The sequence below is a fragment of the Lignipirellula cremea genome (genome assembly GCF_056501455.1).
In genome coordinates, this window is sequence record NZ_CM151415.1 from 673910 (window position 1) to 688539 (window position 14630).

A 14630-nucleotide genomic window follows, 5' to 3' on the forward strand; every position below is an offset into this window, starting at 1 on the left:
GGACCGCGCCTCGCGATCCGACCTCTCGAAGAACCGACTCGTCGGCGACTACCGCTCTGTCAGATCCGCCGCCGCGTAGGCCGTTCCGTAGGCCGCATAGCCGTAAGCCGACAGCAGGCTCTCGTCGCCCGTTTCGGCATAGGCGCTAAGTAGCGCCTGCGTGGCGGCCTGGCCGTAGGCCGCCTGCATGCCGCGCAGTTCGGAGTACCCGGGCAGCGCGTCGGCTTCGGACTGTCCGTCCTCCCAGCGAACGAACTCGCCTGCTGCGTCCCCGTAGGCCGCCGCCGCGTTGGCGTACGCGAGTCCGGATAGCGTCGCGCTGCCGGAGTTCTTCGTGCGGACCGCCTTCGCCGCTTCCTGCGTGGCGTCGGCGAAGGAGCGGTTGGCGTCGGCGCCGCGGGGTCGTCGCGTAGCATTCTTCAGCCTCACCCGCACGCGAACGGTGTCCGTATCCTTCCCGCCGCCGGCGTCGGAGACGGACAGGGTCGCCACGGTCGTTCCGATCGGAAAGACGCCGATCGGCTTCGGGGTTGTCGCCTTCGAGAGCTTGACCCGCTTCGCCGTCCACTTGAACTTGAGCGCGTGCTTGTCCGGATCGGAAGAGCCGCTGCCGTTCAGGGCGACTCTCGCTCCCCGTTCAGACGACGTCGTGATCACGACGTTCTTTCCCGCGTCGGCGGTCGGCTTGCGGTTGGTGACGATCACCTTCTGGTTCTTCCGCGCGACGTTGCCTGCCGCGTCGGTCGCCGTCCAGACGACGTTCGTCGAGCCGATCGGGAAGCGCGGACCCGCCTTCGTCTCGACGACGACCTGGCCCGCGGCGTTGTCCGTCACCTTCGGCTTCTTCAAATGCACGGTCGCGAACGTCTTGCCCGGATCGCAGAAGGTCCGGACCGGCGCGAGCGTATCGAAGACCGGCCCTTCGCGATCGGCGAAGATATCCGGGATCGTTACGCGGAACGCGGTACGCTCGGTCCCGAACGTCCCCTCGCCGACGAAGACCGTGCCGTCCGCCGAACAGAAGTAGATCCAGTCGAGCGAGACCCAGCCCTCCGGAAGCGTTACTCCGCGTACTGCGAGCAACTCTTCGAGCGAGTGCATCCGGTTGTCGATCCAGACCTGCGCACCGGGGTGGTCCGACCGCGGCGAGCCGCCCCCGGCCAACACACGGCCGTCGTCAGAGACATCCTGCGGGGCGACGACGCCGAACCCCGTGGACCCCAACTCCGTGGCGACGAGCTTGCCGTCGATCAGGTCGAAGCGGGCGGGAAAGCGCACGTTGTCGTGAACGGTGTTGCCGACGATCAACTTGCCGTCGGGCGTCATCGCGCGATGCTCGCCCGGCAACTCGACGACGCTTCCGTCGCTGAGCCAGCAGACATTCGCGTACTTGATGAACGCACCCGTGCTGGAATACCGCTCGAGCGATCCGACGATGACCGATCCGTCGCCGGAGCAGAGATCGGCGGTCCCTTGCGTGTGACCGTCGGGGTTGGACCCCAGCAGAGGCAGCGCCGTGACCGACCCGTCGGCATTCCAGCGTACCGGGCGACCGTCGAAGCCGCCGTCGCCGGCGATGAAGACGTAGTCCGATCCGACGGCGATGGTCCCGTCGATCGAGGTGGCGGTCATTTGAAGCGGCAGGTTGTCTCCCGCGTACAGCGTCTGCAACATCGTCGCCTCGCCGGCAGCGTTCCAGCGGAAAGGCCGATAGCCATCGTTGAAACCTTCGAGGGGCGGCATCTGGCACCAGCCGTACATATAGGCGCCGTTCGGAGAGACGGTTGACACGAAGCCGTTGGTGGAGACCCCGAGCCCGACGAACGGAGCAGGCAACTCGCGGATCGCGCCGCTGGCGTCCCAAGAGACCGGCGGGCTGCCGTGGAAGCCCGAGGGGTGGCTGGCTGTTTGGCAATAGCCTCCGATCAGCGATCCGTCATCGGAGATCGGCTGGCGGAAGCCAGTCCCCAAGTACGTGCCGGCGAAGCCCGGTTCAGGCAGCAGGCCGAGAATACTGGGATTTCCCGCAGCGTCCCAAACGACGGGTCGATAGATGCCGTCGAGGCTCCTGCTGAACGTCGCGACGACGCGAGACCCGTCCGCCGACATGCCGTCGAGATACTCGAAGCTGGTGAACGGCGGCCGGGCCAGACGCTCGAACTTGCTCCCCTGGGCCGACGCAGACGCGGCTAATAGACAAACGGAGAGCGCGAACGAGGCCACGCTCAAGCTGCGACTGAAACCTTGGGGCATCGAACGGGCCTTATTCGAATGCATGACGGAAGCTCAGGCCCGATCGACGAGCGAGCGAGGCGATCGTCAGATCCTAGTCGTGCGGCGGGTTCCATGCAATTGCGCGGATGCGTTCTGGCTACGAAAACAGGGCCGTGACCTAACGGCCCCGGCCCTTTTCGAATAGCGCAGGACTCCGCGTTCAGCCCTACCGCTCGCTCAAATCCGCTGCGGCGTAGGCCGTCCCGTACGCCGCATAGCCGTACGCGGCGAGCAGGCTTTCGTCGCCTGTTTCGGCATAGGCGCTGAGCAGCGCATCAGCCGCCGCTTGACCGTACGCCGCCTGAATCGTGCGCAGTTGGGAGTACGTGACCAGAGCGTCGTCTTCCGACTGACCTTCCTCCCACTGGACGAACTCTCCCGCCGCGTCGCCGTAGGCGCAGGCCGTGCTGGCATAAGCCAGGCCGGTCAGCGCCGCATCGTCGCTCACGCCGTTCGCGGCGGCGCTACCCGCATGCTGCGCGGCGTACGCGAACGATTGGTTGGCGTCCGAGCCGCGGGGTCGCTGTTTCCCATTCTTCAACTTCACGTTCACCGTCATCGTTCTTTTGTGCTTCAGACCGCCGGCGTCGGTCACGGTCAGCGTCACGACGGTTCTGCCGACCTTGAAGATGCCGGTCGTCTTCGGCGCCGTCCGCTTGGCGAACTTCACTTTCTTCGCCTTCCAGGCGTACTTCAGCGTGTGCTGGTCGGGATCGGACGAACGCCGACCGTCGAGCACCACCCTCGCCCCCTTTTCCGACGATGTCGTGATCGTGACGTTCTTCCCGGGGATCGCCCGCGGCGCCTGGTTGATGACGATGACGTTTTGCGTCATCGTCGTCTGGTTGCCTGCCGCGTCGGTCGCCGTCCAGACGACGCTCGTCGTGCCGATCGGGAACTGGGTTCCCGACGTCGTCGCGACCGCGACCTCGCCGGGGACGTTGTCGGTCGCGCTAGGCTTCGGGAGTTCGACGGTCGCGAAGAGCTGCGCTGGATCGCAGTACCTCGAGACGTCCGCCAGCGACGCCATCGCTGGTGCTTCCTGATCGACGACCGTCACCTTCTGCGTCGCCGTCGCCTGGTTGCCCGATTCGTCCGTCGCGGTCCAGGTGATGAAGGTGTCGCCCAGCGGATAAGTCTCCGGCGCGTTGTTTTCGATCGAGACTGGATGGCCGCTGGCGTCGGTCGCCGTCGGCGGAGTTAACGTCACGTTCGTCGCGAAGTCTGCGCCCGCGTCGGTCGGAACTTCGACGTCTGCCGCGACGATGACTATCGGGGCCACCGTATCCTGGACGGTGACCGTCGTGCTGGCGATCGTCGTGTCGTATCCGTCGTAAACGTCCAGCCGCACAGCCGTCTCACCGTGCGGATAATCGTGCTCAAATGAAACGACGGCGCCGGTCGCGAGACCAGTCTCGGACTTTTTCGATTCGAAAACGCCCTCTGCGTTCTGCACGTACCACGTCGCGTCGAGCAGGTGGCCATTCGCATCGGCGATCGTCGTGGACAAGCCGACGGTATGGAGTCCGTCGATGCATTCGATCGTCGTGGGCGCGATCGACTGGATCGTCGGGGCGTTATTGCCGACGGTCACGTTGAACGAACCCGTGATCGAGCCGCCCAGCCCGTCCGTCACGCGCACTCGCAGGACATGCGTCCCGGCGCTCGCGAGCGTATGCGATCCGGTCGCCGTCAGGCTGCCCGTGCGCGTCAGATCGTCGTAGGCGCCGTCGTTGTCAAGATCGAACTCGAACTTGATCGTCTCGTTGCTGGCCACGCCGCCCGGATCGGTCGCCGTCGCGGTGAACGTGAATGGCGATCCCGCGACGACAGGCTGCGACCACGTCATGCCTGTGAGCGCCGGATTCTTGTTCGTGACTGTGACCGTCCTGGAAGCGCTGTAGTTGAGCGTCCGCTGCTCATAGGAGTACGGAACGTTCGCTGTGACGGGAACCCAGACTTGCCCGAGCGCATTCCAGGTGTAGACGTCTGCTCTGACTTCGTCCATGCAAGTGACGGACGAGCTGATCGACGCGGCGTTCGCTCCCGGCTTCGTATAGGAGAAGTTCTTGGTGGACGAGAATGACAGAGAGTTGACCGCGGTCTTCGCGATGCTCGTCGTCTGTCCGTTTCCGCCGACGATCGATCCCGACACGTCCTTAATGTAGCCCCCGCCGCCCCAGAACAGGTCATACCGTGCGGTTCCGCTGACGATCGTGTTCTTTCCGCCTGCCAGTCGTGCCGGCGGCGTATACACCAGATTGAGCCTTAGTCCCGAAGAACTTCCTTCATCGACGGGATTCGGGGTCGCCGTTAAGGTGGCCGCGATGCCGAAGGCCTGCGCTTGAGAGAGAGCCGGTAGAAATCCGGCGAGTAAGGTGATACAGAAAAGAGCCGATCGCGTCATCGATGTGAATCCCTTGGAGTGATAGACCGCCAGCCCGCGTTCAATGCGACTGGGAAGGTAGAGTCTTGGATGCGTAATCCGGCCCGCGATTCTCTCAGAGGCCCAGCGGGAAGTTCGCGTTACCGGGGCGGTCAATGAAAGTCGGACGATTGTTCACGAATCGGAATTTGCTGAACGGATCGCAGCTTATTTACCCAAGCGAGCTCGCGAAGCATAAACGGACAGGAATTCATCCCGTTTTGTGACTCGCGGGCGGATGTACACTCGCGAAGGTGCCCCTTCGCCGCGGGGGACTTCGGCATGCCGAAGTCGCGTGCGGTTTCTCGGGCACGGGCAGGTGCCCGCCTCTGAATGAAGGTGGCGCCTTCGTTCAGGTGAAGAAACGCGAAAGGCCTGACGCTAACTAGGTCTCGAGCGGCGACAGACCCGCAGCGGCGAGCGCCGTTGGTTCGGCGACGCTGCGTCTCACCTCCCCGCCGTCTGCTCCAGCTCGATCTGCTTGAAGATCGGGAGGTGGCGGTAGTAGACCTCCAGCGTGCAGGCGGCGAGGGCGGTCATATAGAGCCGACCGCCGGCGCTGGCGTGGGGGCCGCGGGGAGCCCAGGAGCCCGCTTCGGCGCCGCGCTTTTCCTGGCTATGCACCAGGACGTCCCGCATCTTCTCGTTCCAGCGCTCCCACGTCGGGCCGCCCAGATGATGCATCGACTGGGTCGCGTAGTACCAGTAATAGACGTCCGGCGCCTTCTCGTCCGGCGGATAGTTCCGCTCGCAGTAGCCGAGCCCCGTCTCCAGGCCCGGCTCGTCGCGACCCCACCCCAGATAGATCCGGCAAAGGAGCGCTTCCGCCGTCATAATAGGAGTGGCGTTCTGGCCCGGCTGATAGGCATAGAATCCGGTATCCAGCCCCCGCTCCAGCGCATAGAAGGCTTGCACGCCGGCATCCAGCGCCGCGACCGCGTCGGTTCGATCCTCGGGCCGGGGGCGTTCGATCTCGAGCGACTGCGCCGCCGCTTCCAGCCGACTGCGGAAGATCAGCGCCGGCTCGCCTCCCAGCAGTTCGGTCGCCTCGATCATCTCTCGCAGACGTCTGGCCAGCTTCTTCGAGAGCGGCTTCGTCTGGTCGACCTCCAGTTCGCGGACCTCTTCCAGAACCTTCGACAGGTCAGCCAGCAGCGGCCCCGACTTCTCGGAGAGCTGCGGATCGAGGACCGAGTTCAGATAACTCTGCGACCTGGTCAGGGTCTCCTCGGGCACGGAGAGCCCTGCCGCGCGGGCGCTCTGCAGGGCCATCAACTGCCAGCCGACGACGCTGGTGTCGCCCGGCTGCTTGGGCGCATAGCGCCAGCCCCCCGCGTCATGCTGGGCCGCGGCGATGAAGTCGATCGCCTTCTGCGCGGGCTCGTGGAAGACCTCGTCGCGGGTCATCGCGTAGGCCTCGCACAAAACGATCGCTCCCTGGCCATGTGCGTACATGCCCGCCTGGCCGACGGAATCCGCGCGGAGATCGCCGTCTTCCTTCTGCATGCGGATCAGACGCCGCAAACCGCGGGAGACCGTATCGCGATGCATGCCCGTCGTGTGCGTCTGCCCCGCCCCGAGGAAGGGGAGCAACGCCAGCGACGTCGCCGCGCTGTCGCTCTTCTGCGATCCGCCGTCCTTGACCTCCTGCAGCGACCAGCTTCCGTCGGGTCGCTGTTGATCGGCCAGCCATCGCAGGGCGCGTGCCACCGCCGCCTCGGTCAGCGTGGTCCCCCCCTCCTGCGTGACGAGCTCCGCCCGAAGGCGCGGATCGCGCAGCAGGTAGGTATCCCGCGGCCCCGCGGCGTTGGCGACCTGCCGACGAACGTCCTCCACGGGGCGCAGCGTCGGATCCTTCGCCTGCGGATCGAGGCGCAGTTCCCGCGCATCCTGATCGGCCCGGATCAGCGTCTCGCGCTGCACCACGTCGGAGAGATCGACCGTCTCCGGAATCGGCAGATCGAACGTCGCCTCGTCGTCGGGCGTCACGGAGATGTCGCCCCCCTCGCGCGGATCGGCTGCGACCGCTGCAGAGAGGAGGATCATATCGGGCTCCGGCTCTTCCTCCGGAATCGTGAGCAGCGCCAGGATCGTCAGCAGGATGAAGTGCAGGATCGCGCTGAAGATCCAGGCCGGCACCGAATCGAAGAAACCGTCGACCAGCGTCGCCACGGCGCTCTTGCTGCGCAGCGCCTGTTCCGACCGCGCTTCCGCTGCCGTGCGACGGCGTCGCACCACGCGAACCTCCGCCTCCGGCGGTTCGGATGCGGGAGCAGGCGGCAGGGGCGGCGTCGGAGCGGGAGCCGTCGGGGCGACAGGAGGCGCCGCGCGGGCGACGGCGGCGGCAGGTTCGGGCGCGGGAGGCTCGGTTTCGCGGACGCGACGCGACGGAGACTCGACCGGGGCAACGATCGCGGCAGGACGTTCCCGCTTCGTCTGACGACGCGCGGCCTTTTCCGCTTCGCCCAGCATCTCCTCGGTGATCTCGATGCCCGTCCCGCAGCGCCAGCAGTCGGCTCGCATCAGCCAGAGCCGCACGGACATCGGCGACCCGCAGTCGGGGCATCCGCACAGCAGCGCCCCGCCCTCCAGCCGCACCGCGGGGCGACGCCGCGGTCGCGTCCGATCGCTGTCGAGACTCTCCCACGCGATCGATTCGGGATCAGGCGCCTGCGTCGGGGCGATCGGCCAGTCGGACAGCGCCGGGAGGGGCGAGCTCGATTCCAGGCTGACCCTGGGGGGGCCGGCGACTCCCGCAGCGGGCGATCGACGACGACCGTTCCCGGTCCGGGAAGAGTGACCGTTCCCGTTCCGGGAATCCCCGGCGACGGGCGAAGAGCGGGGACGCTGCGGAGAGTCGGACATCCGTCGGCAGGAGCGACTCCTGCGGCAAAGCGAATCGGCAGCGAACGATAACGCGAAGACGTTCCGCCGGGCGGGCGTTTTTTCCGGTCGGCGAACCAGATGGTCGCCCGGACTCAGGTCGTTAGCCTCGCCCCTGCGAAAAACCGTCGCTTCATCCTACCGGCGAGCCCTTGCTCGACCAAGGTCGCGCTCTGTACGTCCGGGCCTGACGCCGACGACGCTTCCCCCTACCGCTCTCCCCGCTTTCGCAGTCTTTCCCGGCGGAGGATGGCTTCGTTCTTGACCCGTTCGGGGACGCCCGGCATGGCGAGCATCTTGTCGAGATCTTTGGCCGCCTCGGCGTGTCGCCCGAGCGCGTCGTAGGCCAGCGACCGGTTGTAGACCGACATCGCCTTGATGTCGTCGGGCACGTCCTTGTCGGCGATCACGACGCCGTAGTCCTCGATGGCGCCGGCGTAGTCCTTCTTCTTGGACTTCGCCATGGCGCTCCGGTAGATCCCGAGCGACTTCTGCCGCGACGAGAAGATCCCTTTGAGCCACGTCAGCGGGTTCATGCCTGCTCGCCCTGGACCGAAGAACGGACCGCGAGTCGTTCGCGGCTTTTTTCCTACTTCGTCAGTTTAACCTCGAAGTCGTTCGGTCCGTCGGGGCTGATCTCGTATTCCAGGCCGCTGGTGGCCGGATTGTTGTAGCGGGCCGGAATGAGCGAGGCGCCTCCGGACATGTAGTCCATGCTTACCGGACCCGCCGCGCCGGGATCGGCAGGCGTCGCCGCAGGACTCGCCGCCGGGGCGGATCCGGTGGCGAAGACCGCCGCTTTCGCACGGCCCGGGATCGCTCCTCCGTCGCCCGGTTCGAAGGTGAAGACGTCGACGATCCTGCCGTCGACGATCTTCCCTTCGGCAGATCGCGCGCCCGCGACTTCGAAGATGATCTTCCCTTCCTTGAGCGGCTGACCTTCGTAGGTCACGTTCCCCGTCACGGGAACGCGGGAGGGACGACCGTCGCAGCCCGAGAACGCGGCGGCGGAGACGATGGCCGACAGGAATAAGGCGAACGATCGGATCACGACGCGCTTCATCGGGCGGGGTTCGTAAGTGAGAGAGAGAGAGCGACGAATCGTTCTGGCGAGCGGAGGGCGTCAGCCCTCCGTGTCATTCGTAGCGAAACACGTATCTGGAGATTTCGCTTACGGCAACTGCGTCGATTCCCCGTTCGCTCGCGACGCGGCGCCGCGATAGGCGACCTGATCGATCGTCTCCGGAACGAATCGGACCGACCCGTCGCCCATGCAGAACTGCGCCCCGCCCGGATGAAAGCTGCGAAAACCGATCGACTCGTCCCAGCGCGCGTTGGCCTGCGTCGGCAGGGTCTGCTGCAGGCTCTGGTTCAGATAGTTGATCGGGTGGGCGGTGGTCCCCCAGCACTGCGTCCCGAAGTTTTGCGTAATGCACATGGCGCCGATGCATTCGCCCAGCATGAACGTGTTGGTCAGTCCGTCGGTCACGCCGGCGAACTTCGTCCCCCAACCCCAGCGTCCCGACATGCCGCGGACCTGCGGCGCTCCGAAGCCCGTGTTGCCGTAGTCAGGCGTGGCGCCGACGCCGGTGCTGTTCTTGTAGTCGCCGATGACAGTCCCGTAGTCGCACTGCGAAAGAGCCCACGTCGGCCCCGCGAAGCCTTCTTCCTCGCGGATCTCCTCCGCCAACGCATCGGACGGGCACAGGAACATCGGCATCGGATCCTTCAGCAGCGCATAGTTATTCGCTTCCCAGGCGTTGAGGGAAAAGTTGAGGCCGTCGTAGCGCGCCGTCTGTTCCATGAACGGCAGCATCCGCGGCATCCAGCCCCATCGAAACTTCGTTCCCGCGCCGGGGTCGTGGAACGTGTCGTACGGAACCTTCTTGTACGTGTCGTGATAGTTGTGGAACGCGATGCCGAGCTGCTTCATGTTGTTGCCGCAACTCATGCGATTCGCCGCCTCGCGCGCGGCCTGCACGGCGGGGAGCAGGAGCGCCACCAGCACGCCGATGATGGCGATCACGACCAGCAGTTCGACCAGCGTGAAGCCGGTCCGAGATGAACGCGCACGCGCCATGACGGAAGTCCCCTGAAGGCGGTGTCGATCGGCCTTCGAACGCGAGCGCGGCGATCCGGAACCGTCGGTTCGGCGGGATGCGCTTCGGCGCAGGCTTGATCGATCGGAGACCGAGCCGGAAAGAAGAAAGGAGGAGAGAGCGAGTCGCGAGGAGATCGTGACCTAGCGTACGAAATCGCAAGTCACGATGCAAATAGAAATGCGCCGCAGCGGTCGCGTGAAAGAAAAGTGTTGCCGCAGCGCCGGGCCGAGTTGAAAGATTGCCTCGCAGGGAGACGGCACGCACTAGCACGTGCAAACGTCGTTCAAGTTCAGGGGCGCCATGCAACTCGTCGACGAGTTCCGCCGCAGGTCGCGCCTGGGCGATCGGACCGCCCGCTACGGGCATCGCCCCTTCTATTACCTGCCCCATCTGCCGGTCTGCGGCGACGGTCCGGCCTTTGCGGAGGACTCGGAAAGCGAAGCGCCGGAAGCGACCGGCGAACGATCACTCGCCGAGGGCCACGGTCGCCCGGCGGATCAGGAGAAAGTTGGCGCCCTGGTACTCGGTGACCGTCGCCTCGACGCTCCACAGCCGGGAGCCGGTCGAATCGCGGAGGGCGCTCACGACGCGCTCGAGGGCGAGGTTCTCCAGCGTCCGAAAGCTGGCCGAGCCGTCCTCGGGGTAGAAGGTCGCCCGCTCGCCGACGAGGTCGAACCGTCCCTTCAGGGTCAGGATCGTTCCCTCGCGCAGCCGCTCGGGCGTTTCCGTCGCCGCATCGCGCGGGACCTGACCGACGAGCTGCCGCTGGCCGCCCGCGGGAACGGAGACGTTCGCGCCGCCGGCGTTTCCGTAACCGCGTGTCCCGGCAGGACCGTCATCGCCGGTCACGTGCGTTCCGACGACGCCGACTCCGACGAGCAGCGCGGCCAGAGCGACGAAGCGGAGCGTCCAGTTCGCGAGCATCGTCATTCTTTCCAGGCTGAAGTCGTACCGGGATCATCGGGCGGAAGCGAAGAATCGCTCAACCCTCGCACGGTTCCGCTCTTCTCGGGCGGCGCTGGCTCTGCCAGTGTCGAAGCGGCAAAGAGCCATCCACCTTCAAATGGATCGGCCCGCAGCGCCGGATCCGCCCAAGACGGAACTAGGGAACCCCGACCGCTCACGGTCGAATCGGACCAGGGGCAACACTGGCAGAGCCAGTGCCACCCGAAGGAGCGCACGAACCTTACATGGACCTGGCACAACGACCCCGTGATCCTCTTCCGGATCATCGACCCGGCGTCGGCGGCGCTTGAGTCGATCGGGGGCGGCTCATTCTCCCCGCAGAGCCGTCAGAAGCGGCAGACGGAACAGAAACCGCGTCGCCAGCCAGCTCGTAATCGCGCCGACGCCGACGATCGCGATCGCCAGGGCCCCGATCGCCCCCCAAGGCGCGTCGAGCCCGCGCAGAAAGACCTGCGGCAGCGCCGCGGCGCCGGCGGCGATCGCCCCCAGGCACAACCCCACCGCCAGCAGCGCCAGGTTCTCCGTCAGCACCGCGCTGCCGACGCGGGCGCGCGAGAAGCCGACGGCGCGGAGCAGCGCCAGTTCCCTGCGGCGTTCGAACACGTTCCGCATCTGCGCCGCGGCGACGCCGAACGCGCCGAGCAGCAATCCCAGGGCGCCGAGGCTCTGGAACGTCTGGAGGTAGGTGTTCTGTACGGCCAGAAACCCGGCGAGTCGTTGATCCGCTTCCTCCAGCGTGAGTCCGTCGCTTCCGAGCGCCGCGTGCAACGCCTCTGTCGCCTCCTCGCGCTTCGTCGGGTCGGGCGACCGCGTGTCGACCAGGAAGAAGCGGAAGCCGGGCGACTCGGGAAACTGCTCGATGAAATCCTGCTCCGACAGGAGCAGGCCGCCTTGCAGGATCGTGTCAGCCAAGAGTCCGCTCACGCGAAATTTCACCGTCTGCCCCGCGCCGTAGTCGACGGTGAACGTTTCGCCGATCCCGCCGTACAGCTTGAGCGAGTACATCGCCGTGTTCCGGTCGATGATCACCGGCACCGCGCCGTCGAAGTCCTGCTCCAGCGCCAGCCAGGGGTTCTCCTCGAAGCCGGGCTCGACCGCGCCGAACGCGAAGCCGGCGTAGCCCGAACCCGATGTGCGGTTGCGCCGGACGCCCAGGCGCTCGATGACCTCCCGGGGCAGACCCCACGCCTGCGGTCGCGTCGCCTGGTACAGGTTGTTGCAACTGGCGTCGTCGCCGATGCGATACCGCATCGGAAGCATCTCGACCTGCGCGAGTTCGTCGGCACGCGTCTTGAACAGCGAAAGCCTGCCCGCGTCGCTCAGGGGGTTCTCGAAGATCGGGCGATCGACCTTGGCCAGGAACTCGAATCCGCCGGTCCCCTGCTCCGTCGGCGCCAGGCGAAAGGCGCTCACGCCGATCACCAGGAAGGCCGCGATCGCGACCGAGGAGATCGTCAGCACGCTCCTTCCGGGATTGCGCCGGGCGTTCTCGAACAGGAAGCGAAACCAACCGAATCGCGTCGTCGTCGCGCCCCGCGTGCCCGAGCGCAGCGCGCCCCACACGATGGCCAGACCGCCCGTCAGCAGCAGCGCCCCGCCGCCCAAAAACGCGCCGGCCTGCTCCATGCCGCCGAGTCGCACCGCGAAGAGCGCGAGGCCGACGCCGGCGATCACGGCGACGATCCCCAGCGGAATCGACCAGCGCTGCAGGAAGCTGCCTCCCTGAAGACGTCCGCCGTCGTCGCGACCGCCGCGCAGCAGCGCGCGAACGGAGGAGCCGCGCGTCCGAAAGGTCGCCCAGGCGATCGTCGCGCAGGAGGCGAGCAGACCGGCGCCGAATCCGGCCAGCAGACTGACCGGGTCGAAGTGGAACGTCAGGCTGGTCGTCGAGATGGCGCCGATCCACCACGTCGTCAGCGCCAGGATCATGAGCTGCGCGTAGCCGACGCCCAGCAGCACTCCGACGAGCGAGCCGACGGCGGCGACGATCGCCCCCTCGGCCAGAAAGGCCAGGCCGATCTTCGCCCTCGTCCAGCCGACCGCGGCCAGCAGTCCGACCTCGGTCGAACGCATCTCGAGCCCCAGCCGGAAGAGCATCAGCACGAGCGCGAGCGCCGAGCCGAGGATGAACATGCTCAGCATCAGGAACAGCACGTCGAACGGCGTCGATCCGCTCGACGCGACAAGCCCCTCCGCCTTGACCGGCCGAAAGACCAGGCGACTCTGCATCGCGTCCGACTGCACGGTTTCCGTGAGCGCGCTGGCCAGCGCCGCGGGGTCGTCGACGTTCTTCGCAGGAATGCGGAACGAACTGACGTGACCGAAGCGGCTCCCCCACAACTTTCGAGCGACGCCCGGGGAGACGAAGGCCTTCGGCGTCGTGCGGTGGTTCGTCCAGTACCCGTCGTCCTTGGGGCGGGTGGTTCGCGTCATCTCGAAGGGCGCGTCCCACGCGTCGATCGACTCGCGATCGGAAAGGCCCGGCGCCTCGGGCGTCAGATTCGGATCGTTCGCCAGCGTCGGCGGCTGTTCGTAGATGGGCGGAATATCGCGACGCCAGCCGCGCGCCGGATCGGTCAGCGGCGTCACCGCCTTGACCGTAAAGACGCGGGAGGTCTCTTCGTTCGTCCCCTCGACGCTCTCGGGCAGGTAGTACCACAGGCGGATTTTCGCCCCCGGTCCGACGCCCAGATCCTCCGCCGCCCAGGAGTTCAGCACGATCTCGTCGTCGGCCAGCGGATCGATGGTCGCGCCGTACACGTCGCGCAGCGGAAAGCCCTCCCCCAGTTCGATCCCCGTCACCAGCGAATACGGGATGCCCTTCGGCGCGTCGTTCTCTTCGTCGCCTTTCTCGCTCTCGTCGTTCTCGGCGCCTTCTTTCTCGCTGGCTGCGTCCTCCGGAGCGGAGCCTTCGACTTCGATGAAATTCGCGAGGTAGGTCAGGACCGGAATCGCGTCGAGATGACGCATCCGTTCGTCGAGAACCCGCTCGACGTCGGTCGGAATCAGCAGCCGGTCGCTGGTGAGCGACCAGTAGTCGTAGACGACCTCGGGCGCTTGCGCCTCTTCGGCTTCCGCGTCAACCGCTTCGTTTTCGGCCGGGAAAGCCATCCGCTCGCGCGTCAGCGACAGGCCCAGATCTTCCAGTCGCGGATCGAGCGCCGCCTGGAGCGTGCGCTGCGCCTCCGCGGAGGCGTACGTCCTCGGATTCTTCCCCGCGACGAGCAGCACGTTCGCCTGCCCCTCGCGATCGACCTCCCCTTGCAGGAACGTCCGGTCGATGAAGGCGACGGGACTGGGGATCTGCGACGGGAAGAGCCCGAAGCGCCCCATTCCTTCGCTCGGCACGATCTCGACGACCTTCAGCCGGGCAACAGTGATCGAGCGACGATCCTTGCGACCGAGCGACGCCTCCTCCGGCACGCCCAGTTCGTCGGGCACGCGGACGAGCACGTACGCTTCGCTATCGGGGTCGCGAACGTCCTCCGGCGAGAGCCCGATACGCTCCGCGGCGACCTCGTTGAGAATGATCTCGTCGCGAGCGAGAACGCGGGAGCCTGTCCGTCTCATGACCGAGTGGGACGCCGCAAGATCGACTTCGTCCCACAGACCGAAGAACTCGGGCGGCACGCCCCAGAGCGCGACGTCGCCGGCGAAGCTGCCCGGCTCGTTCTGCCGCGCGAGCGTCGTCTGCGGATACCAGACCGCGGCGATGGCGCCGGCGTACTCTTCCTCGACGGGCGGCGCCTGTTCCAACTCGCTCGCCAGCTCTGCGCGGAACCAGCCGGTCGAGATCATCGCCGAGTCGACGGCGCCGAGTCGTTGCACCGTCAGGTCGGCCAGGCTCGCCCGCATCGACGCGCCGATTTCCAGCGCCCCCACGACGATCGCCGTCGCCGCCGCCACGCCGAGCGCGACCGAGAAGTGCATCCGCGCGTGATGCCGCGCCCCTGCCAGCACGAGTTTCCAGAAGGTCATGC

At 66.5% G+C, this 14630-nt stretch carries 8 protein-coding genes; all 8 read right to left on the reverse strand.

The features are described 5' to 3' along the window. Positions 1-48: 48 nt before the first annotated feature. On the reverse strand, positions 49-2253 hold the full coding sequence (locus SH602x_RS02715) for an HYR domain-containing protein (RefSeq protein ID WP_479475338.1): 2205 nt from the start codon (positions 2251-2253) through the stop codon (positions 49-51). Between the two features lie 187 nt (positions 2254-2440). Then, on the reverse strand, positions 2441-4531 hold the full coding sequence (locus tag SH602x_RS02720; protein WP_479475339.1) for an HYR domain-containing protein: 2091 nt from the start codon (positions 4529-4531) through the stop codon (positions 2441-2443). A gap of 615 nt (positions 4532-5146) precedes the next feature. Then, positions 5147-7564, reverse strand: a complete 2418-nt coding sequence (locus tag SH602x_RS02725) for a hypothetical protein (protein ID WP_479475340.1) — start codon at positions 7562-7564, stop codon at positions 5147-5149. Positions 7565-7791: 227 nt separating this feature from the next. After that, entirely contained in the window at positions 7792-8118 is a 327-nt protein-coding gene (locus SH602x_RS02730; RefSeq protein ID WP_479475341.1) for a tetratricopeptide repeat protein, read from the reverse strand. A gap of 53 nt (positions 8119-8171) precedes the next feature. Beyond that, positions 8172-8645 (reverse strand): hypothetical protein, encoded by a 474-nt coding sequence (locus tag SH602x_RS02735; protein ID WP_479475342.1) that lies wholly within the window; start codon positions 8643-8645, stop codon positions 8172-8174. A gap of 108 nt (positions 8646-8753) precedes the next feature. Continuing rightward, on the reverse strand, positions 8754-9662 hold the full coding sequence (locus SH602x_RS02740; protein ID WP_479475343.1) for a DUF1559 family PulG-like putative transporter: 909 nt from the start codon (positions 9660-9662) through the stop codon (positions 8754-8756). A gap of 487 nt (positions 9663-10149) precedes the next feature. Beyond that, positions 10150-10608, reverse strand: coding sequence for a hypothetical protein (locus tag SH602x_RS02745; RefSeq protein WP_479475344.1), 459 nt, complete (start codon positions 10606-10608; stop codon positions 10150-10152). A gap of 348 nt (positions 10609-10956) precedes the next feature. Further along, the gene (locus SH602x_RS02750) at positions 10957-14628 is read right to left on the reverse strand and encodes an FtsX-like permease family protein (protein ID WP_479475345.1); all 3672 of its coding nucleotides are present in this window, start codon (positions 14626-14628) and stop codon (positions 10957-10959) included. Positions 14629-14630 lie beyond the last annotated feature (2 nt).

What these genes read in the sequence shown, in the direction of transcription:
- SH602x_RS02730 (WP_479475341.1), bottom strand. Translation starts at nt 8,118, where the DNA reads ATGAACCCGCTGACGTGGCTCAAAGGGATCTTCTCGTCGCGGCAGAAG.
- SH602x_RS02725 (WP_479475340.1), bottom strand. Translation starts at nt 7,564, where the DNA reads ATGTCCGACTCTCCGCAGCGTCCCCGCTCTTCGCCCGTCGCCGGGGAT.
- SH602x_RS02750 (WP_479475345.1), bottom strand. Translation starts at nt 14,628, where the DNA reads ATGACCTTCTGGAAACTCGTGCTGGCAGGGGCGCGGCATCACGCGCGG.
- SH602x_RS02735 (WP_479475342.1), bottom strand. Translation starts at nt 8,645, where the DNA reads ATGAAGCGCGTCGTGATCCGATCGTTCGCCTTATTCCTGTCGGCCATC.
- SH602x_RS02745 (WP_479475344.1), bottom strand. Translation starts at nt 10,608, where the DNA reads ATGCTCGCGAACTGGACGCTCCGCTTCGTCGCTCTGGCCGCGCTGCTC.
- SH602x_RS02740 (WP_479475343.1), bottom strand. Translation starts at nt 9,662, where the DNA reads ATGGCGCGTGCGCGTTCATCTCGGACCGGCTTCACGCTGGTCGAACTG.
- SH602x_RS02715 (WP_479475338.1), bottom strand. Translation starts at nt 2,253, where the DNA reads ATGCCCCAAGGTTTCAGTCGCAGCTTGAGCGTGGCCTCGTTCGCGCTC.